This window comes from Limnobaculum eriocheiris (genome assembly GCF_021010575.1).
In the GTDB taxonomy this organism is placed as follows: domain Bacteria; phylum Pseudomonadota; class Gammaproteobacteria; order Enterobacterales; family Enterobacteriaceae; genus Limnobaculum; species Limnobaculum eriocheiris.
In genome coordinates, this window is record NZ_JAJNAG010000055.1 from 1 (window position 1) to 19546 (window position 19546).

The 19546-nt window shown below is 45.7% G+C and carries 18 protein-coding genes and 1 pseudogene; 11 read left to right on the forward strand and 8 right to left on the reverse strand.

The window, feature by feature from the left end:
- Positions 1–109: pseudogene (locus tag LPW36_RS15875) on the forward strand (integrase); the annotation flags it as partial.
- Positions 110–288: 179 nt separating this feature from the next.
- On the opposite strand, the gene LPW36_RS15880 reads toward LPW36_RS15875, so the two are convergent.
- The 6 genes from LPW36_RS15880 to potA all read right to left on the reverse strand — a co-directional run bounded on the left by LPW36_RS15880 (position 289) and on the right by potA (position 5894).
- A complete protein-coding gene (locus tag LPW36_RS15880; protein WP_230611317.1) occupies positions 289–462 on the reverse strand; it encodes a hypothetical protein in 174 nt (57 codons plus the stop codon).
- On the reverse strand, positions 462–1703 hold the full coding sequence (locus LPW36_RS15885) for a Zn-dependent hydrolase (protein ID WP_230611319.1): 1242 nt from the start codon (positions 1701–1703) through the stop codon (positions 462–464). Before LPW36_RS15885 ends, LPW36_RS15880 begins: the two co-directional genes overlap by 1 nt.
- A 336-nt stretch (positions 1704–2039) precedes the next feature.
- Positions 2040–3080 carry a spermidine/putrescine ABC transporter substrate-binding protein PotD gene (potD, locus tag LPW36_RS15890; protein WP_230611322.1) on the reverse strand — a complete coding sequence of 347 codons (1041 nt, stop codon included), beginning with the start codon at positions 3078–3080 and terminating at the stop codon, positions 2040–2042.
- A 66-nt stretch (positions 3081–3146) separates the two neighbouring features.
- Complete coding sequence (gene potC / locus LPW36_RS15895) at positions 3147–3923, reverse strand: spermidine/putrescine ABC transporter permease PotC (protein WP_230611325.1); 777 nt, start codon at positions 3921–3923, stop codon at positions 3147–3149.
- A complete protein-coding gene (gene potB, locus LPW36_RS15900; protein ID WP_230611327.1) occupies positions 3920–4795 on the reverse strand; it encodes a spermidine/putrescine ABC transporter permease PotB in 876 nt (291 codons plus the stop codon). Before potB ends, potC begins: the two co-directional genes overlap by 4 nt.
- Positions 4779–5894: a spermidine/putrescine ABC transporter ATP-binding protein PotA gene (potA, locus tag LPW36_RS15905; RefSeq protein WP_230611330.1), complete on the reverse strand. Its 1116-nt coding sequence runs from the start codon at positions 5892–5894 to the stop codon at positions 4779–4781. The genes potB and potA overlap by 17 nt, the downstream gene beginning before the upstream one ends.
- Positions 5895–6289: 395 nt before the next feature.
- Here potA and pepT point away from each other — a divergent pair, with 395 nt between their 5' ends.
- The 7 genes from pepT (at position 6290) to LPW36_RS15940 (ending at position 14443) form a co-directional block, all read left to right on the forward strand.
- Positions 6290–7531 (forward strand): peptidase T, encoded by a 1242-nt coding sequence (pepT, locus tag LPW36_RS15910; RefSeq protein WP_230611332.1) that lies wholly within the window; start codon positions 6290–6292, stop codon positions 7529–7531.
- A 518-nt stretch (positions 7532–8049) separates the two neighbouring features.
- Positions 8050–9642 carry a dipeptide ABC transporter periplasmic-binding protein DppA gene (gene dppA, locus LPW36_RS15915; RefSeq protein ID WP_230611334.1) on the forward strand — a complete coding sequence of 531 codons (1593 nt, stop codon included), beginning with the start codon at positions 8050–8052 and terminating at the stop codon, positions 9640–9642.
- A 125-nt stretch (positions 9643–9767) separates the two neighbouring features.
- Positions 9768–10787 (forward strand): dipeptide ABC transporter permease DppB, encoded by a 1020-nt coding sequence (gene dppB / locus LPW36_RS15920; protein WP_230611336.1) that lies wholly within the window; start codon positions 9768–9770, stop codon positions 10785–10787.
- Between the two features lie 10 nt (positions 10788–10797).
- Positions 10798–11688, forward strand: a complete 891-nt coding sequence (dppC, locus tag LPW36_RS15925; RefSeq protein WP_230611338.1) for a dipeptide ABC transporter permease DppC — start codon at positions 10798–10800, stop codon at positions 11686–11688.
- A 12-nt stretch (positions 11689–11700) separates the two neighbouring features.
- The gene (dppD, locus tag LPW36_RS15930; RefSeq protein WP_230611340.1) at positions 11701–12681 is read left to right on the forward strand and encodes a dipeptide ABC transporter ATP-binding protein; all 981 of its coding nucleotides are present in this window, start codon (positions 11701–11703) and stop codon (positions 12679–12681) included.
- Entirely contained in the window at positions 12678–13688 is a 1011-nt protein-coding gene (dppF, locus tag LPW36_RS15935; RefSeq protein WP_230611343.1) for a dipeptide ABC transporter ATP-binding subunit DppF, read from the forward strand. Before dppD ends, dppF begins: the two co-directional genes overlap by 4 nt.
- Before the next feature lie 221 nt (positions 13689–13909).
- Complete coding sequence (locus tag LPW36_RS15940; RefSeq protein ID WP_230611346.1) at positions 13910–14443, forward strand: hypothetical protein; 534 nt, start codon at positions 13910–13912, stop codon at positions 14441–14443.
- A gap of 99 nt (positions 14444–14542) precedes the next feature.
- Here LPW36_RS15940 and LPW36_RS15945 read toward each other — a convergent pair whose 3' ends face one another.
- Positions 14543–15667, reverse strand: coding sequence for a ribosomal protein uL16 3-hydroxylase (locus tag LPW36_RS15945; RefSeq protein ID WP_230611349.1), 1125 nt, complete (start codon positions 15665–15667; stop codon positions 14543–14545).
- A gap of 401 nt (positions 15668–16068) precedes the next feature.
- Here LPW36_RS15945 and rnm point away from each other — a divergent pair, with 401 nt between their 5' ends.
- From rnm to rluB, 3 genes are all read left to right on the forward strand, one after another.
- Complete coding sequence (gene rnm, locus LPW36_RS15950; RefSeq protein WP_230611351.1) at positions 16069–16989, forward strand: RNase RNM; 921 nt, start codon at positions 16069–16071, stop codon at positions 16987–16989.
- A 433-nt stretch (positions 16990–17422) separates the two neighbouring features.
- Positions 17423–18043, forward strand: coding sequence for an L-threonylcarbamoyladenylate synthase (locus LPW36_RS15955; RefSeq protein WP_230611354.1), 621 nt, complete (start codon positions 17423–17425; stop codon positions 18041–18043).
- A gap of 106 nt (positions 18044–18149) precedes the next feature.
- A complete protein-coding gene (gene rluB, locus LPW36_RS15960) occupies positions 18150–19031 on the forward strand; it encodes a 23S rRNA pseudouridine(2605) synthase RluB (RefSeq protein ID WP_338085992.1) in 882 nt (293 codons plus the stop codon).
- A 406-nt stretch (positions 19032–19437) separates the two neighbouring features.
- On the opposite strand, the gene LPW36_RS15965 is transcribed toward rluB, so the two are convergent.
- A partial coding sequence (locus LPW36_RS15965; RefSeq protein ID WP_230608631.1) for an IS1 family transposase occupies positions 19438–19546 on the reverse strand: 109 nt, incomplete at its 5' end.

Consider the following 19546-nt stretch of genomic DNA (forward strand, 5'->3'; position numbering starts at 1 on the left):
GAATGAATACAACAGTGAGCGGCCCCATGAATCCCTGAATAACCTGACACCGGAAGAATACCGGCTGATGGCTGAAAACCCAGAAATCTCAAAAAGTATGTGGTACTAAAATGGGTGTGCTTACACTGGCCTCTCTCAGTCGTCAGCTGAATTCCAGTGCTCCTAAAGGTCAAAAGATTCAAAAGATTGTTTAGTATTCAGGGCATAGCCCTGAATATTTACTGCTTTTGACCTTCGGTCTTTTAGCTGAATCTAATCATCGGGAAGGGCGTAGGGGTCGTAGCAGCTTCAACTGCCGGACAAACAGGCAAAGCCTGTTTGAACAGCGCTTGCGCTGGCCCGATGCTCAAAGAGCTTAAGTACAAATGGTCTTCCGGCCGTGTGCATAGGTAATATGAGCATCATCATGCCATTACGGCCGGAATATTCTTTAAAGCCAATTGAAAAGATCTTATCAAACATCAAGCGTCCGCTAACTCGCCCATCGCTTGCTTCAAAATCTCTGCCGCCAGAATCACATCTTCAAACTCGCTATATTCATCCGGATGATGGCTAACGCCATCTTTTGAAGGGATAAATAGCATACCGGCAGGGAAGTCTTGCGCCATATACATAGTGTCATGGCCGGCACCACTCATCATGGTAACGTAAGGAACGCTGTGTTCCTGACAAATACGTTCCAGACGCTGTACGATCTCATCTTTCATTAGCACCGGCATATCATTCGCCAGCTCGGAAACATGAATCACAACATCCTGAGCCGCTTTAGCATGCTCTACCGATGAGAGGAATTTAGCCACTACGCGGTTTACACTGGCTTTATCTACACCACGGATATCCACGTAAAAAGTCACATCGCCGGGAATAACGTTGATTGCATTAGGCGTCACGTCAAGACGACCAACGGTACCTACCGTGCCATAAGCGGATTCATAACAGGCTGCGGTATTGATATCGGTGATAATTGCGGCACTGGCCACTAAAGCATCATGACGTTGAGACATTGGCGTTGCGCCTGAGTGATCCGCATGACCATGAACTTCAACACGATAGCGGCATGGGGCCGCAATACCGTTAACCACACCAATACGCTTATGCTGATGTTCCAACACCTTGCCTTGCTCAATATGAGTTTCAATAAAGGCATCGAAGTAATTGGCAGGCAGACGGCACTCATCCAGCTTCTGGCTCTGATAACCACAGTTGTCTAACACCTGAAAAATATTATTTCCTTCGCTGTCGGTATTTTTTGCCCACTTATCAAAGTCGGCCTGACCCGCCATCACTTTACTGGCCATACAGGCAAAACCAAAACGACTGGACTCCTCAGCGCGAAAGATAACTAATTCAAGAGAGCGTTTTAACTGTTGAGGTTTAAACTGGGATATAGCATATAAGCCAGCAATTACGCCGATCACACCATCATAAGCACCGCCCTGAGGTACAGAGTCAATGTGGGAGCCAGTACCTATGGCCGGTAGCTCCGGATTTTTACCCGGCAGGCGGGCGAAAATATTCCCCATCATATCCTGACGAACTTGCAGACCCATTTGCTGCATTTTCTCGATCATCAGTTTATGAGCCTGTTCATCTTCTTTTGAGTAGGCCAGACGGGTAATTCCGGGGGTTGAATCATTAACGCTGAAGGCGGTAATTTGTTCAAAAAGGTCGAGAGCCAATTGCTTTGTTAGTGCTTGAACCATTCCAGTTATCCTCTTGTCATCCCTAAATTTCAGGATGTTTAGTATTGCGATGAGTGTTTATCCTTTATATCAGGAAAAGGTAAAATAAATAAACCCACGCATGTGAAACAATATAATTAACGGTAACAATATGCCCGATCATCATAACAAGGGATAATTTAGACTTCAGTCTAATTTTGGCATTGACTTGATATACATCATGTCCGCCTTAGATCGAACAACCGGAATAGAGGAAATGAAAGGGTGGTAACAGATAAAAAAATACCGGAGAAAATGATATAACATATTCTCCGGCAATATTATTAAACCTGTGTTGCGATAATAGCGTAACGCCTGTTAGCCGCCAGCTTTCAGGTTCTGGAATAATGTTTCATACAGTAAGCCAGACTCACCAACAGAACCTTGCCATTGACCGTTTTTAAGCGTTTCAGCATCAGGATACAGTGATTTATCTTCGGTTAGCGACTTAGGTAATAGCTTTCTGGCTTCAATGTTTGGCGTTGGGTAACCAATTTCATTGGCAATTTTGGCCGCAACTTCAGGACGCAGCAGATAATCGATTAGCTTCAGTGCACCTTCAACGTTTTTGGCATTTGAAGGAATGGCCATACTATCCATCCAGAATATGGCACCCTCTTTAGGCCAGATAAACTGAAGGTGAACCCCTTCCTGACGAGCCATATAAGAAGAACCGTTCCACAACATACCGATATCAATATCCCCTTCAATATAAGGGTTAGCAGGGGCATCGGAGTTAAATACCACCACGTTAGGCATCAGCTTACGTAATTCTTCGTAGGCTTCCTGAATTTGCTTGGGGTCGGTGGTATTAATGGAGTAGCCGAGTTTTTGCAAAGCAATAGGGAATACTTCGCGGGCATCGTCCAGAATCAGAATGCGATCTTTAAAACGCGGCTCCCAAAGGTCAGCCCAACTGGTAACCGTTTTTGGATCGATAACATCAGTATTTACCGCGATAGCCGTAGCACCCCAGGTATAAGGGATTGACCATTCGTTGGTGGGGTCAAAAGGTTTTGACTGTAACGCAGGGTCAATATTTTTGAAGTTTTTCAGCTTGCTGGTATCGATCTTCTGAATCATACCTTCATCACGCATACGAGCAACGAAATACGCCGAAGGCACCACTAAATCATAAGCGCCATCTTTATAAGTTTTTAGCTTGGTATACATGGTATCGATCGACTCGAATGATGAGTTGATCACTTTAATACCGGTCTCTTTGGTGAAATCATCCATCAATCCCGGTGGAACATATTCAGACCAGTTATAGAAATAGACTACGTCTTTATCGGCCTGAGCAGCACCGATAGAGAGCAGCATGGCTCCTGCAGCCAGCAGATGAGACCACTTTTTCATTCAGCGTATCTCCTTAAAAGGGAACGGGTGGAGATTAAACGCCGGAGCAGGGCCCCGGCGACAAACTTATTTGGTATTGCGATCGCGCATAACCAGCTGACTGGCCAGCACCATCATCAGTGAGAACACCAGCATAATGGTGGCTAATGCGTTCACTTCTGGAGACATACCTACTTTCACCATTGAGTAAATCTTTAATGGCAGAATTTCGTAGGATGGACCGGTCACAAATGAGGAGACCACGACATCATCCATTGACAGCGTAAAGCTCAGTAACCAACCGGCTACCACAGCAGGCATAGCGATAGGCAACACGATTTTACGCATAATGGTGAACTCGGTGGCACCCAGATCTCGAGCCGCTTCCAGCATTCTGACGTCAAAACCTTTCAGGCGAGAATAAACGGTAATCACCACAAAAGGCAGACAGAAAGTGATATGTGCCAGCATCAATGACCAGAAACCCAGCGATAACCCCAACAGCATATACAGCGCTAACAGCGAGATAGCCATAACGATATCCGGAGACATCATCACCACAAACAGCATACCGCTAACAAAATGTTTACCGCGGAACTGATAGCGATATAACGCCACCGCCGTCAGTGAACCAATCAGTGTAGCAAAGGTGGCAGAGAAGGTTGCAATCACCACCGAGTGACCGGCAGCCTGTAACAGACTGTCGTTATTCATCAGGATTTCATACCATTGGGTGGTAAATCCTTTCCAGGTCACGCCATACTTCGCGGAGTTAAAGGAGTTAACGATCAGAATACCGATCGGAATATATAAAAAGGCATAAACGGCGGTCATAAAGCCGCCACGGAAAAGGCGTCCAATCATTCCAGTTCATCCTTCCGGTTAAGTAACTTAGCTACGCGGTAATAGAAATACAGCATCAGACCCATCAGAATGGTTAAGCTGATACTGGTTGCTGCACCGAATGGCCAGTCGCGCAATCTCAGGAACTGGTTCTTTATTACGTTACCAACGAGTAAGTTCTTTGCACCACCCAACAGGTCTGCAATGTAGAACATGCCCATCGCCGGCAGTAAAACCAGTAAACAACCGGCAATAATGCCCGGCATGGTTAATGGAATAATGACACGGACAAAGGTCTGAACCTTTTTCGCACCTAAATCCCGGGCTGCCTCAAGATAGGTTTTATCCAGCTTTTCGATACTGGAATAAAGAGGAAGCACCATAAACGGCAGCAAAATATATACCAGACCAATGATCACCGCTTCTTGTGAATACATGATACGCAGCGGCTCATCGATTAAACCAACACCTAACAGGATCTGGTTCAGGATACCTTTGGTGCTGATAAAGATTTTCAGACCATAGGTACGAATCAGTGAGTTAGTCCAGAATGGAATAATCAACAGGAACAGCATAATCGGCTGGATACGTTTAGGCATATTGGCAATGCAGTAGGCAAACGGATAACCGATAATCAAACAGAAGAAGGTTGCGATCAGCGCCATATTTAGCGAGTGCAACACTACCTGCAGATACATCGGGTCAAATAGCCGACTGTAGTTGTCCAGACTGAATACCAGCGAGATGAGATTCGCATCGTCCCGGGTAAGGAAACTGGTTCCAATAATCATCAGGTTAGGTAAGAAAACAAACAGTACCAACCAGGATACGATGATCGCTATGGAAACCTGTTGAAACAGCTTACGCTGTGACGGTTTATTGTGCGCCTTCATCTGCCAGTACCACCTCCCAGCGTTCAACCCAGGTCACTGCGACTTTGTGGTCCAGTGAGTGATCGACATCAGGATCGTCTTCGTTGAAGAACTCACTGATCATCACCATTTTGCCGCTTTCTAACTCAACCACGGATTCCAGCATCATGCCTTTGTAGTTGTGTTCGCGAATGTAGCCAACCAGACCATCCACTTTTTCACCGTCTTTAACGGCCACAACGGCAAGGTCTTCAGGGCGCAGCAGAACTTTAACTTTATCCCCTGGTTGCACATCCAGATCGGTCAGAATACCGCATTCCCGACCTTCAACGTTGGCCCAGACGCGTTTTTCATCAATACGGTTAATAATCACCGCATCAAATTCGTTGATTTCCCCGATAAAGCGGGCAACAAACATATTTTTTGGCTCTTCGTAGATTTCACGAGGAGTACCATCCTGTTCGATTTGACCGTTGCGCATAACCACAATACGGTCAGACATAGTCAGGGCTTCTTCCTGATCGTGAGTAACGAACACGAAGGTGATACCTAATTTACGCTGTAATGCCTGTAGCTCACTTTGCATCTGTTTACGTAGTTTGTAATCCAGCGCAGAGAGTGACTCATCCAGCAGTAAAACTTTTGGTTTATTCACTACAGCACGTGCAATAGCAACACGTTGCTGTTGACCGCCGGAAAGCTGATGAGGTTTACGCTGGGCATAAGAGTCCAGTTGTACCATTTTCAACGCTTCCATGACGCGAGGCGTAATTTGGTCTGCCGGCGTTTTTTGCATACGCAGGCCAAAAGCGACGTTTTCAAAAATCGTCATATGAGGGAATAGCGCATAGCTCTGGAATACGGTATTAACATGCCGTTGTTCCGCAGGTTGGTGCGTAATATCCTGATTGGTCAGTAAAATCTGTCCGTCATCGACGGTTTCTAAGCCGGCAATCAGACGAAGTACTGTGGTTTTTCCGCAGCCGGAAGGGCCCAGGATGGTCAGGAATTCACCATCATTAATCGTTAAATTAAAATGGTTAATGATGTCACGACCGTCGAATGCTTTACGTATGTTTTTAAGCTCGACAACCGGTAAAATAGAGGTGTTATCAGTCATTTAATTTAGTTACTCTATCCCGTGGATTAAGGCAGATAGAACCATCACTGGAAAAGACTGCATGGATAAACATTAAGTGTAGCGTAATTGACTTATTCCGCTTATTTCTGCCAATCCAAAACCAGTGACCCCATTCGATTTTTCGAGCGCGGATAATAGACCCTGACGTTAATAAATGAAAGCTTAATTCGGTAATTATTGCCTGTTTTTTTATCAGTTTAATATTTTATGGTTAACAACGGGTTGCTAAAAAAAATAAATTGGCATTTGAGTGTTATTTTTTTGCTGTCGATTTCCTTTAAATATCATGTAAAAACAGGTCTAAAACTGACTTGACGCAATATTTTGAGCCAAGGGATACGCATAATGATAAAGATATACTTAAGGGGATAACAATGGACAGACTACTCGATCGCTTTTTTCACTATGTCTCGTTTGATACTCAGTCAAGGCCTAATGCTCGTCAGATTCCAAGTACGGAAGGACAAACCGTGTTGGCAAAAAATCTGAAAAAAGAACTGATTGAACTGGGTTTAACAGATGTCGTGTTAGATGAGAATGGCTGCCTGATGGCAACGCTGCCTTCAAACGTTGGTTGGTTAGTTCCCACCATTGGTTTTCTTGCCCATATGGATACTTCACCAGAAGTTTCAGGCAAAGGCGTCAGACCGCAAATCGTAGAAAACTATCGTGGCGGTGATATTGCGTTGGGGATTGGCGATGAAGTGTTATCTCCCGTGATGTTCCCGATATTGCACCAACTGTATGGCCACACCCTGATCACCACCGATGGTAAAACTCTGCTGGGAGCCGATGATAAAGCGGGCATTGCGGAGATTATTACCGCGATAGTACGTCTTAAAGGCAGCAATACCCCCCATGGTGATATTCGAATTGCATTTACCTCTGATGAAGAGGTGGGTAAAGGCATGAAGAATTTTGATGTGGAACAGTTTGGCGCTAAATGGGCCTATACCGTAGATGGTGGTGGTGTAGGTGAGTTGGAGTGTGAAAACTTTAACGCCGCCCAGGCGACGGTGAAAATCGTAGGGAATGCAGTACATATTGGTAAAGCAAAAGGGGTGATGGTTAGCGCACTCTCTCTGGCAGCACGCTTTCAACAGGCACTTCCAGCTCAGGAAACGCCGGAACACACCGATGGACACCAGGGTTTTTTCCATTTAAATGCCATGCGCGGCAGTGTTGATTATGCTGAAATGAGTTATCTGATTCGTGATTTTGAACGCGATGGTTTTGAGCGCCGTAAACGTCAACTGATTGAGGTTGCACAGCAGGTTGGGGAAGGGTTACACCGGGACTGCCATATTGAAGTTAACATTAAAGATGTTTATTACAATATGCGCGATGAAGTGGCGCATCATCCTCACGTCATTGATATTGCTCGTCAGGCGGTGCTGGATAACCAGATTGAACCGATAATCAATCCTATCCGTGGTGGAACCGATGGGGCGCTCCTTTCCTGGATGGGCGTTCCATGTCCAAATATATTTACCGGCGGCTACAATGCCCATAGTAAATATGAGTTTGTCACTGTTGATGGTATGGAAAAGGCGGTTTCAGTCATTATGCGCATTGCTGAATTAACCGCAGATAAAGCTAAAACTCACACTTTTTGAATCAAATAAATTAATCAGGTTGCACCATAGGTGACAATGTCATGGTTAAGTGCAACTTTTTTTTCATTTTGTGAACCAACGCGTTTAGAAAGTGTGATGATATTCAGAGTTTTAAAAGTAATCTTTCCTGCAACGTTTAAATATTATTTTTCCTTTTCTGTAAAAATAGATTACAGCGATTTCTCATCTGGTATTTTGAAAAAAAAATAACATTTTCGATTTAATTGTCTGAAAATTTGCTAGTTGTCAGCATAAAAGTACAAAATCGCCGTAACTATTCTGATTTAAATTTTATGACTATACTTCATTTACGTAAATGTTAATGAAATGTATCTTTTATGCGGTTTGTTATTTATCTCTGTATGGGGTTATGCTGGCACTTGACTGTTTTTTGATCGCCAAATCAATAAACTATCAATGTAAATAATAAATTGCGTTACTAAAATGCAAAGAAACAACCGTTAACCGGATCGTAAACAAAGCAATCAGACAACATCCTATTATCGTGGGAGTTAATAATGAAAAAGAAGTTACTAAATCTAAGTATCGGACTGGCTGCGTTGGGCATTGTTGCAGGCGCACAGGCAAATACGTTGGTATATTGCTCTGAGGGATCGCCTGAAGGCTTTAGTCCACAACTGTATACCAGCGGTACAACCTTTGATGCCAGCTCGGTGCCTATTTATAACCGTTTAGTCGAGTTTAAAATTGGTGGTACAGAAACCATTCCCGGACTGGCCGAGAAGTGGGATGTCAGCAGTGATGGTAAAACCTATACTTTCCATCTGCGCAAAGGCGTGAAGTTCCACAGTAATAAAGATTTCAAACCAACCCGTGACTTTAATGCGGATGACGTTATTTTCTCCTTTATGCGTCAAAAAGACGAAAACCACCCATACCATAAAGTATCTGGCGGCAACTACGCTTACTTTGGTGATATGGGCATGAAGGATCTGATTCAGAGCGTTGATAAAATAGACGATTATACGGTTAAAATTGTCTTAACCCGTCCGGAAGCGCCGTTTATTGCGGATATCGCCATGGACTTTGCCTCAATCTTCTCTGCAGAATATGCTGATGCCATGATGAAAGCGGGTAAACCAGAGCAGGTTGATCTGTCACCGATTGGTACTGGCCCATTCCAGTTAATGCAGTATCAGAAAGATGCCCGCATTCTGTATAAAGCGTTCGATCAGTATTGGGGCACTAAGCCAAAAATCGATCGTTTAGTCTTCTCAATTACCCCTGATGCTTCTGTACGCTATGCAAAAATCCAGAAGAATGAATGTCAGGTAATGCCATATCCAAACCCGGCAGATCTGGAAAAAATGAAGCAGGATAAAGATATCGTGCTGCAACAGAAAGCAGGGTTGAACATCGGTTATCTCTCTTTCAATATGTTAAAGCCACCGTTGGATAACCTGAAAGTTCGTCAGGCGCTAACGATGGCGGTAAATAAAAAATCAATTATTGATGCGGTATTCCAGGGCGCTGGTCAGCCAGCGAAAAACCTGATCCCACCAACAATGTGGTCTTATAACGATGCGGTTAAAGATTATGAGTACGATCCTGCTAAAGCCAAGGCCTTGCTGAAAGAAGCTGGTTTACAAGATGGTTTCAGTATCGATCTGTGGGCAATGCCGGTACAACGTCCTTATAACCCGAATGCCCGCCGTATGGCTGAGATGATTCAGGCTGACTGGGCGGCAATTGGTGTGAAAGCTAAGATTGTGACCTATGAGTGGGGCGAGTACCTGAAGCGCACCAAAAATGGAGAACATCAGGCGATGCTGATTGGCTGGACCGGCGACAATGGGGATCCGGATAACTTCTTCGCTACCCTGTTTAGCTGTGACGCGGCTAAAGATGGCTCCAACTATTCTCGCTGGTGCTATAAGCCATTTGAAGATCTGATTCAGGCTGCGCGCGTTGAATCTGACCATAATAAGCGCATTGAGCTGTACAAGCAGGCTCAGGTAGTGATGCACGATCAGGCTCCGGCACTGATGATTGCTCACTCAACCGTGTCTGAACCGGTACGTAAAGAGGTGAAAGGCTATGTGATTGATGGCCGTCGCCATGCCTTTGCTACCGCATCCGTTGAAAAATAAAAAGTAGTTAACTCTGACCCCGTTTCGGCTATTGATGCTGGTTCGGGGTCAGTCGACTAAGCCTCGTCTCTTTGTTACAGAGCAATAATCTGTCGTAATTATAATAACTACTGAGATATACAATTATGCTTCAATTCATCCTCCGGCGTTTCGGATTAATTATTCCAACCTTCATCGGAATCACCCTGTTGAGTTTTGCTTTTATTCATGTCATTCCCGGCGATCCGGTAATGATTATGGCGGGCGAGCGGGGTATATCGGCTGAACGCCATGCTCAAATGATGGCTCAACTGGGGCTGGATAAACCGCTGTATGAACAATATATCAATTATGTAGTCAATTTATTGCATGGTGACTTAGGAGTTTCCATCAATACTAAAATCCCTATCTGGGATGAATTTGTTCCTCGTTTCATGGCAACGTTTGAGCTGGGCTTCTGTGCCATGTTATTCGCTATTGTAGTGGGCATTCCCGTTGGTGTATTGGCTGCGGTAAAACGCGGTTCGGTATTCGATCATGTTTCGGTCAGTCTGGCATTAACCGGTTATTCCATGCCGATCTTCTGGTGGGGAATGATGTTAATTATGCTGGTCTCGGTTCATTTTAATCTGACGCCGATTTCCGGGCGGATCAGCGACTTTATTTTTCTTGATGACAGCAAACCGTTAACCGGCCTGATGCTGGTTGATACTTTATTGTTTGGTGAACCCGGTGATTTCTGGGATGCGATTCACCATATTATTCTGCCTGCACTGGTGCTGGGCACCATTCCTTTGGCAGTCATTGTACGTATGACGCGCTCGTCAATGTTGGAAGTTCTGGGGGAGGACTATATCCGTACCGCGCGGGCTAAAGGCCTGAGCCGTATTCGGGTCATTGTGATTCACGCACTACGTAATGCGCTGTTGCCGGTAATAACTATTATTGGATTACAGATAGGTACGCTGCTGGCGGGTGCAATTTTAACTGAAACCATCTTCTCCTGGCCGGGGCTGGGACGTTGGTTAATTGATGGTTTACAGCGCCGGGATTACCCGGTGGTACAGGGTGGCGTATTACTGATCGCCATTATGATTATTCTGGTTAACCTGCTGGTAGATATTCTCTACGGCGTGGTGAATCCGCGTATTCGGCATAGAAAATAGGAGGCGCATCATGAGTGAAATAACCGTATCTGCGCCAAAACCAATGACGCCGCTGCAGGAGTTCTGGCACTACTTTCGCCGTAACAAAGGCGCCGTAGTGGGGATGATTTATATCATCATCATGTTAATTATTGCCGTTGGTGCCCAGTGGCTGGCACCATATTCACCGGCAGAGCAGTTTCGTGATGCGTTGTTAACGCCACCAGTCTGGCAGGATGGTGGTAGTATGCAGCATATTTTAGGCACCGATGATGTAGGCAGAGATATTCTTTCCCGCCTGATGTACGGTACCCGTTTATCGCTGTTGGTGGGTTGTCTGGTGGTTAGCCTGTCGTTGATTCTTGGCGTAATTCTGGGGGTTATTGCCGGTTATCTGGGGGGCATTATTGATATTGCGATTATGCGCGTGGCAGATATCATGCTGGCGTTACCCAGTCTGCTGTTGGCCCTGGTGCTGGTAGCGATTTTCGGCCCCTCAATTGTTAACGCTTCGCTGGCTTTGACTTTTGTATCATTGCCTCATTATGTGCGTTTAACCCGTGCGGCGGTGTTATCTGAGGTTAATCGAGACTACGTCACCGCTTCCCGCGTTGCTGGTGCAGGCCCCATGCGTCAGATGTTTATCAATATTCTGCCAAACTGCCTGGCTCCGCTGATTGTTCAGGCGTCGTTGGGTTTTTCTAACGCCATTCTGGATATGGCGGCATTAGGTTTCCTGGGTATGGGTGCACAGCCGCCAACGCCTGAATGGGGAACCATGCTTTCTTCCGTATTGCAGTTTGCTCAAAGCGCCTGGTGGGTTGTGACATTCCCGGGGCTGGCCATTCTGTTTACCGTACTGGCCTTTAACTTAATGGGGGACGGCTTACGTGATGCGCTCGACCCTAAACTTAAGCAGTAATCGGGGGAAGAAATGGCACTATTAGACATTGAACAGCTATCCGTTCATTTTGGTGACAACAGTACCCCGTTTCGGGCAGTTGACCGCGTAAGCTATAGCGTCGAGAAAGGGGAAGTGGTTGGTATTGTAGGTGAGTCCGGCTCAGGTAAATCGGTTAGCTCATTGGCTATTATGGGATTGATCGATTTTCCCGGTAAGGTGATGGCCAACGGCCTGCATTTTGACGGTCGGGATCTGCGTACTATCTCAGAAAAAGAGCGCCGTCAGATTGTGGGCGATGAAATCGCTATGATTTTTCAGGACCCGATGACCAGCCTCAACCCATGCTATACCGTGGGTTATCAGATTATGGAAGCGTTGAAAATTCATCAGGGCGGTAACCGAAAAACTCGCCGCCAGCGCGCTATTGATTTGTTGACACAGGTTGGCATTCCGGCACCGGAATCCCGTCTGGATAACTATCCTCATCAGCTTTCTGGTGGTATGAGTCAACGGGTAATGATTGCAATGGCCATTGCCTGCCGCCCTCAGCTATTAATTGCCGATGAACCAACAACCGCACTGGATGTGACCATTCAGGCACAAATTATCGAACTGCTGTTGGAGTTACAGCGCCGTGAGAATATGGCGTTGATATTAATTACCCACGATCTGGCACTGGTGGCGGAAGCGGCGCAGTACATTATTGTGATGTATGCCGGTCAGGTGATGGAAAGCGGCAAGGCTGAAGAGATTTTCCGTACTCCACGTCATCCTTATACACAAGCATTGCTACGCGCTTTGCCTGAGTTTTCCAGTGAGAAAGAGCGCCTGAATTCGCTACCCGGCGTTGTTCCCGGTAAATACGATCGGCCTGAGGGTTGTTTGTTGAGCCCTCGTTGCCCCTATGCCACCGATTTCTGCCGTCAGCAGGAACCGGATTTAAAAGGGGAAGCCAGAAGACAGGTGAAATGCCATACGCCGCTTGACGATCATGGGAGGCCAACGCTATGAGTCAGGAATATCCATTATTACAGGCCATTGGTCTGAAAAAGTATTACTCGGTTAAAAATGGGCTGTTTTCATCTCAGCAACAGGTGAAGTCCCTTGATGGCGTCTCTTTTACGCTGGAACGAGGAAAAACACTGGCGGTGGTTGGTGAGTCCGGATGCGGTAAATCAACTCTGGGTCGTATGTTGACCATGATTGAAGTTCCCACCGAAGGTGAACTCTACTATCAGGGGCAGGATCTGCTGAAGCACGATCCTGCGGCGCAAAAGTTACGTCGTCAGAAAATTCAGATCGTATTCCAAAACCCTTACGGTTCGTTGAATCCTCGTAAGAAGATTGGCGACATACTGGAAGAACCTCTGCGGATTAATACCACATTATCGAAAGCGGAACGGCGGGAAAAGGCGCTGGCGATTATGGCTAAAGTCGGGCTGAGAACGGAGCATTATGAGCGTTATCCTCATATGTTCTCCGGCGGTCAACGCCAGCGTATTGCTATTGCCCGTGGGCTAATGCTTAATCCGGATATTGTGGTGGCAGATGAACCTGTTTCTGCACTGGATGTTTCCGTGCGGGCTCAGGTATTGAATCTGATGATGGATTTACAACAGGAAATGGGGCTTTCTTACGTCTTTATCTCCCATGATTTATCCGTCGTGGAGCATATTGCCGATGATGTGATGGTGATGTATTTGGGCCGTTGTGTAGAGCAGGGAACTAAAGATCAGATTTTTAATAATCCACGCCATCCTTATACCCAAGCGTTACTCTCTGCCACTCCGCGCCTGAATCCGGATGTACGCCGCGAAAGAATCAAATTAACCGGTGAACTACCAAGCCCGTTAAATCCACCGCAGGGTTGCGCATTCAATGCTCGCTGCCAACGTGCCTTTGATACCTGTTTTGAGGTTAAACCGGCACTGAAAAATTATGACGGTCAGTTGATTGCCTGTTTTGCGGTGGAACAGGATGAGGAAAGTGGGGTATGCAATATGAGAAAAGTAGTTTAACTGAATGATATAACTAAGGAACCCGATAAGAACAGGGATTACGCCAGTAAGATATTTAACTTGCGTAATCCTGATGTGTGTCATTGAAATGAAAATTATTAGCTTATAAATTATATTTTCATGAAATTAATTATTGATTTATGCAGACGTAGAATAATGACAGGAAAGCAAGTAAAGGGATTTCTGTTTAATTTTTTATAATTCAATGAATGGATTTAATCATGTTAAAAAAACACTTTAAGGATAAGTGCTTATTATTTGTTGCATGTTCAGCTTGTCTGGTGGCGTTTTCAGGTAGTGCAAATGCTGCTAATTCACCATTTTATGATGGTGCTATATGTCAGCCTCCATATACCGTCGATTCGGCAACAAAGTTGTACGAACAGGCAGAAAAGATATCTAAATATGAATTACAGGGTATGGCTGCAATTTATCAAATGTCTGAGAATATTGGTGCAGATGGTTTCGAAACGAAAGAGGTTTTCTTTGCCGGAACATCAGTAGGGGTGTTGATTAAAGGGCTACGGGCTGACGATCTGGCCAAACAGTATCAATTAAAGGCAGAAGATGCATCATTTATTGGCGCAACTAAAAATTATTCGCGCCCTTTAGTCGATGCCCAACAGCCAGATAAAGAATTGGGTACCGTATCTATTGTTGCCCGTGAAAGCGAATCTTTGCCGGATAAAACCGTATTAATGTGTGAGTTCGTCTCGCATGAAGATGCGAAAATGATGAAAGAACTGAATAAATAATTTTTCTCTACTCTATTCTTTAAACTAAAAGGAGGCCAGATTTGCCTGCCTCCTTTTTAGCGAGACTTCTGTGCTGTTTATAACAGCGTCGAGTCAATATCAGTAGTCATTAAAATACCAATAACCACTATTCACCAGATGCGCCAACACTGCAACAAACGCAGGATCTTCCAGTGCATCACCCAATTCTTTCTGGCTGATTAATGGATAGCGGCACAGCGCATCGGCAGCGTCGAGATGCGGAGTATCAATAAGTTCCCCATTAGCGAAGCAAAGGTCACCAACACGCAATACCCGCAGGCCGCTCAGGCGGATTAAACTCTCACCCTGTACCAGTGAATCGTAGATTTCATCGGAACGATATGGCGGTTCAGCCGGTGCAATATCCAGCTCATGGCGTGACGTTGTCACGAATCGACCAAACCACTGGCTAAAATCTTCTGGCTGATTAATCAGATTAATCATCATGCCACGCAGGCGTTCCAGCTCATGCTCTTCAACCAGAGCCGGGTGCTCTCTTAACTTCAGGTCCGGATCGCTATAGTGTTCACCACCTAAATCGTGCTCTAACACATAATCGGCGAAATTACTAATAAGATCGCGAGAGTTAGGACCACGATAGCCGACAGAGTAGTTTAGCGCGGTTTCATGAGTAAAGCCGTCGTGCGGGAATCCCGGTGGAATATACAGAATATCGCCCGGTGATAAATCTTCATCAATGATGGGATCAAAAGGTTCAACGTGCAACAAAGCAGGGTGTGGACAATATTGCTTTAGCGGCTTTTTGTCCCCCACGCGCCAGCGGCGGCTACCCATTCCCTGAATAATAAATACGTCATACTGGTCGATATGCGGGCCAACGCCACCGCCAGGAACGGAGAAAGAGATCATCAAATCGTCAAGGCGCCAGTCAGGCAACTTACGGAAAGGGCGAACTAGAGCAGCAGAGGGCGCATGCCAGTGGTTAACCGCCTGCACCAATAATGACCAGCCTTTATCTCCCAGGTGATCATAGCTTTCGAAAGGACCATTGCTGGCTTGCCAGTGACCATTTGGTTGACTCACCAAACGGCTGTCCACTTCGCTTTCCATAGCCAACCCTGCTAATTCATCCGGCGAGATTGGATCAATAAAGTTTTTGATAACGTTCTTTAAAACGACCGGACGTTTCTGCCAGTAGCGGTTTAAGAAGTCATCCCAGTCTAAATCAAGTTGATAATCCATCGTTTCAGTTACCATTCAGCAGGAAATTGGCGTGATTATATCGAAGGTTGCTAAAGAATACCGGACTGGATTCGCAGTTTTTTCTATTTCTGATCTATAACTGATTTTTCAAATAAAAATCAGACGGGGTCAATGGGAAAAGAGAGTCAGTTATCTACCAGTATTAAACAAAGGGTGGTCGAGGCTCTATAAGATAATCCCGATGATTCTGCACCTAAAATAGGGGATTGAAATCACATTGTCAGTAATCTGAAATAAATCCCATTATCTGTTAGGGACAATCGGCATTAAGCGCTATCATATAGCGCAAATACATGAATATTATCCAGCCAGTGCATATCATTTGGTTGAAGAGATTCTATACACCACCAGACAGTAAAGCAGGACCATTTTAAATCCCCATGTCTTTAGATAGCCCACAAATACCCTCTGATGCGCAAGAGAACGAACAGGGTTCAGCGACAACCTCCATAGAGTTGCCGCGTTTTCCGCTGTACGATCTCCATAGCCATACCAACGCTTCTGACGGTATGTTAACGCCAGCACAGTTGGTTGAGCGAGCGGTTGAAATGCGCGTCAGCGTGCTGGCCATTACCGACCACGATACCACCAGCGCTTTGGCGGCTGCGAAGCTGGCTATTGAAGAACAGGGATTAGCGCTGCATCTGATTAACGGGGTGGAAATTTCAACGGTTTGGGAAAGTTTTGATATTCATATTGTTGGTCTGAATATCGATCCTGATTCAAAAGCCATGACTGAGCTGCTGGCAGAACAAACAATCAGAAGGACTGAACGGGCGCAAGAGATAGCCCGGCGGCTGGAGAAACACCATATTCCTGATGCATTAAGCGGAGCACAGCGTTTTGCCGGTGATGCGGCTATTACCCGAGCGCACTTTGCCCGTTATCTGATTGAATTGGGTAAAGCCTCTGATATGGCTCAGGTGTTTAAAAATTATCTGGCCCGGGGGAAAACCGGCTATGTACCGCCTCAGTGGTGTACAATAGCAGAAGCGGTGGAAGCCGTTCATCTTGCTGGCGGACAGGCGGTATTAGCTCATCCCGGACGTTATGATCTATCGCCTAAATGGCTGCGGCGTTTAATCATAGAGTTTAAACAAGCCGGTGGTGATGCAATAGAAGTCTCCCAATGCCAACAGGCCCCGCAGGAGCGGGCACAGCTGGCACTGTATGCTCAGGAATATCAGCTACTGGCCTCTCAGGGCTCTGACTTCCACTACCCCTGTGCCTGGGTTGAACTGGGAAGAAAACTCTTCCTGCCGGATAAAGTCATTCCGGTATGGCATAACTGGTTTGTGTAGTTGATGTAATACAGGGAACTTAGAATAAGTTAACCCTAATTGATTTTGTTTGTTAACAAAGCTAATCGGAGGGAGAGATTTACAGGCTGGCGCCTGCCCTTCGGGGCAACGCAAAGCGTTGTCCGTTGGGATCGTAGCAGCTTTAGCTGCCGGACAAACAGGCAAAGCCTGTTTGAACAGCGCTTGCGCTGGCCCGTCAGGGTGAAACACCACAAGGTGTTTCATAACTACCCCTAGGGAATCCAGGCCCGACGCCCTCCGAACTAAAGTGCAGACGGTCTTCCGGCCGAGCACCATGATTATATGAGCAATAATGCTTTTACGGCCGGAATATCCACTAAAATTAAATTTATCAATAAGTTATATATTTAAGCCGTTAGCGCCCGATCCACAATATGAATACCGCTAACCGCCAGGCCTCACAGGAGTTCCCATGAGTCAGTTTTTTTATATCCATCAGGATAACCCTCAACCCCGGCTGATTAGCCAGTCGGTAGAGTTTTTACGCAAAGGCGGAGTGATTGTCTACCCAACGGACTCCGGATATGCATTAGGCTGTATGCTGGAAGATAAACACGCCATGGAGCGTATTTGTCGAATTCGTCAGTTGGACAGTAACCATAACTTTACCCTGATGTGTCGCGATCTGTCTGAACTTTCTACCTATGCGCATGTTGATAACGCTGCTTTCCGGTTGATTAAAAATAATACGCCGGGAAACTACACCTTTATTTTAAAAGCGACAAAAGAAGTTCCACGTCGTCTGATGAATGAAAAACGCAAAACCATTGGTCTGCGGGTGCCATCGAACCCGATAGCTATGGCGCTGCTGGCTGAACTGAATGAACCTATGATGTCCACCACTTTGATGTTGCCGGGCAATGACTTTGCTGAATCCGATCCGGAAGAAATTCGCGATATATTGTCAAAGCATGTTGATTTAATTATCAACGGTGGCTATTTAGGCCAACAGCCAACCACGGTTATCGATCTGACGGATGAGGCGCCGGTTGTTGCGCGGGTTGGTGCCGGCGATCCAACACCGTTTCGTTGATGGATAGGGCTGCATAAGGTATGATTCAGATCCACTGATAAAGTCATCACTATGGTTGATTTATCACTATTATGACGCCTGTGAAGGCGACAAACGAGGTTGCTCAATGAGCGAAAAGTTACAAAAAGTTCTGGCTAACTCTGGTCATGGTTCTCGTCGCGAAATCGAAGCGATGATTCAGGCTGGCCGAATCAGCGTTGACGGTAAAATTGCCACTCTGGGGGATCGCATTGAAGTTAATGCATCAATCAGAGTACGTATCGATGGGCATGTAGTTGCACTACGTGAAACCGAAGAAACCGTATGTCGCGTGCTGGCCTATTACAAACCGGAAGGGGAACTCTGTACCCGTAAAGATCCGGAAGGCCGTCCAACCGTATTTGACCGCTTGCCTAAAATGCGCGCTTCCCGCTGGGTTGCCGTAGGTCGGCTGGACGTGAATACTTCTGGCCTGCTGCTGTTTACTACCGATGGTGAACTGGCAAACCGCTTAATGCACCCGAGTCGTGAAGTTGAACGGGAATATGCGGTACGCGTATTCGGTCAGGTTGATGAAGATAAAATCAAACAGTTAAGAAAAGGCGTACAGCTGGAAGATGGCATGGCCGCATTCCGCACCATCAGTTTTCAGGGTGGTGAAGGAATAAACCAGTGGTATAACGTTACGCTGACAGAAGGACGTAACCGTGAAGTTCGTCGCCTGTGGGAAGCGGTAGACGTTCAGGTTAGCCGCCTGATTCGTATTCGCTATGGTGCATTAGGTCTGCCTAAAGGCTTACCTCGCGGTGGTTGGACCGAGCTCGATCTGAACGCTACAAACTATCTGCGTGAAATGGTCGGTTTACCACCAGAAACCCAAAGTAAGCTGCCGGTGGAACGTGACCGTCGTCGCACAAAAGCAAATCAAATCCGCCGTGCGGTGAAGAAACATAGTCAAAGACCCGCATCCAGAAATAGCAGCAGAAGAGGCGCTCAACCGAAGCGTTAATAATTAAAATTGATGAGAATAGCGCCTTAAAAGGCGCTATTTTTTTATCTGGGAATATCGTTATTTATTATTTTATTTCAATTAATTAAATGTAAATATTTAATTCCTCTCTTTAAATGTGGATATTAATGCAACGCATTAATATTGCATTGCCACTTATTTCCACTTTACATTCAATTTTCTTATCCATTTCCACTTTATTTCCACTTTGAACCGGAAAAAGTCAGTCTCCTAACCAATAAATAAAATGTGTAGTGTGCTGACATCGGAAATAAGAATAAAACCAGTCAGTAACAATAGTTTTTTATTTTGTATGATTTGCTGAATTTGGAGCGTCGTGCTGAGAGTTTTTGCTTTCATAGATGGTTTGGCGGCAGAGTTCCGATATTCGGGTCGTGACGCAGATTTAGTGGTAATGATTGATCGTCAGATACCATCCGATGATCTTATCGTGCATTTCTTCTGACTTTGAGAAGCAGATAGTCTTGCGGGTCAACCGTTTAAGATGGGTTCGC

Excerpts from the sequence above, each read along its gene's own strand:
- LPW36_RS15945 (WP_230611349.1), bottom strand. The coding sequence starts at position 15,667 with ATGGATTATCAACTTGATTTAGACTGGGATGACTTCTTAAACCGCTAC.
- potC (WP_230611325.1), bottom strand. The coding sequence starts at position 3,923 with ATGATTGGACGCCTTTTCCGTGGCGGCTTTATGACCGCCGTTTATGCC.
- LPW36_RS15940 (WP_230611346.1), top strand. The coding sequence starts at position 13,910 with ATGTTAAAAAAACACTTTAAGGATAAGTGCTTATTATTTGTTGCATGT.
- dppD (WP_230611340.1), top strand. The coding sequence starts at position 11,701 with ATGGCACTATTAGACATTGAACAGCTATCCGTTCATTTTGGTGACAAC.
- potB (WP_230611327.1), bottom strand. The coding sequence starts at position 4,795 with ATGAAGGCGCACAATAAACCGTCACAGCGTAAGCTGTTTCAACAGGTT.
- dppB (WP_230611336.1), top strand. The coding sequence starts at position 9,768 with ATGCTTCAATTCATCCTCCGGCGTTTCGGATTAATTATTCCAACCTTC.
- LPW36_RS15955 (WP_230611354.1), top strand. The coding sequence starts at position 17,423 with ATGAGTCAGTTTTTTTATATCCATCAGGATAACCCTCAACCCCGGCTG.
- LPW36_RS15880 (WP_230611317.1), bottom strand. The coding sequence starts at position 462 with ATGTTTGATAAGATCTTTTCAATTGGCTTTAAAGAATATTCCGGCCGT.
- dppC (WP_230611338.1), top strand. The coding sequence starts at position 10,798 with ATGAGTGAAATAACCGTATCTGCGCCAAAACCAATGACGCCGCTGCAG.
- potA (WP_230611330.1), bottom strand. The coding sequence starts at position 5,894 with ATGACTGATAACACCTCTATTTTACCGGTTGTCGAGCTTAAAAACATA.
- pepT (WP_230611332.1), top strand. The coding sequence starts at position 6,290 with ATGGACAGACTACTCGATCGCTTTTTTCACTATGTCTCGTTTGATACT.
- dppF (WP_230611343.1), top strand. The coding sequence starts at position 12,678 with ATGAGTCAGGAATATCCATTATTACAGGCCATTGGTCTGAAAAAGTAT.
- potD (WP_230611322.1), bottom strand. The coding sequence starts at position 3,080 with ATGAAAAAGTGGTCTCATCTGCTGGCTGCAGGAGCCATGCTGCTCTCT.
- rluB (WP_338085992.1), top strand. The coding sequence starts at position 18,150 with ATGAGCGAAAAGTTACAAAAAGTTCTGGCTAACTCTGGTCATGGTTCT.
- LPW36_RS15885 (WP_230611319.1), bottom strand. The coding sequence starts at position 1,703 with ATGGTTCAAGCACTAACAAAGCAATTGGCTCTCGACCTTTTTGAACAA.
- dppA (WP_230611334.1), top strand. The coding sequence starts at position 8,050 with ATGAAAAAGAAGTTACTAAATCTAAGTATCGGACTGGCTGCGTTGGGC.
- rnm (WP_230611351.1), top strand. The coding sequence starts at position 16,069 with ATGTCTTTAGATAGCCCACAAATACCCTCTGATGCGCAAGAGAACGAA.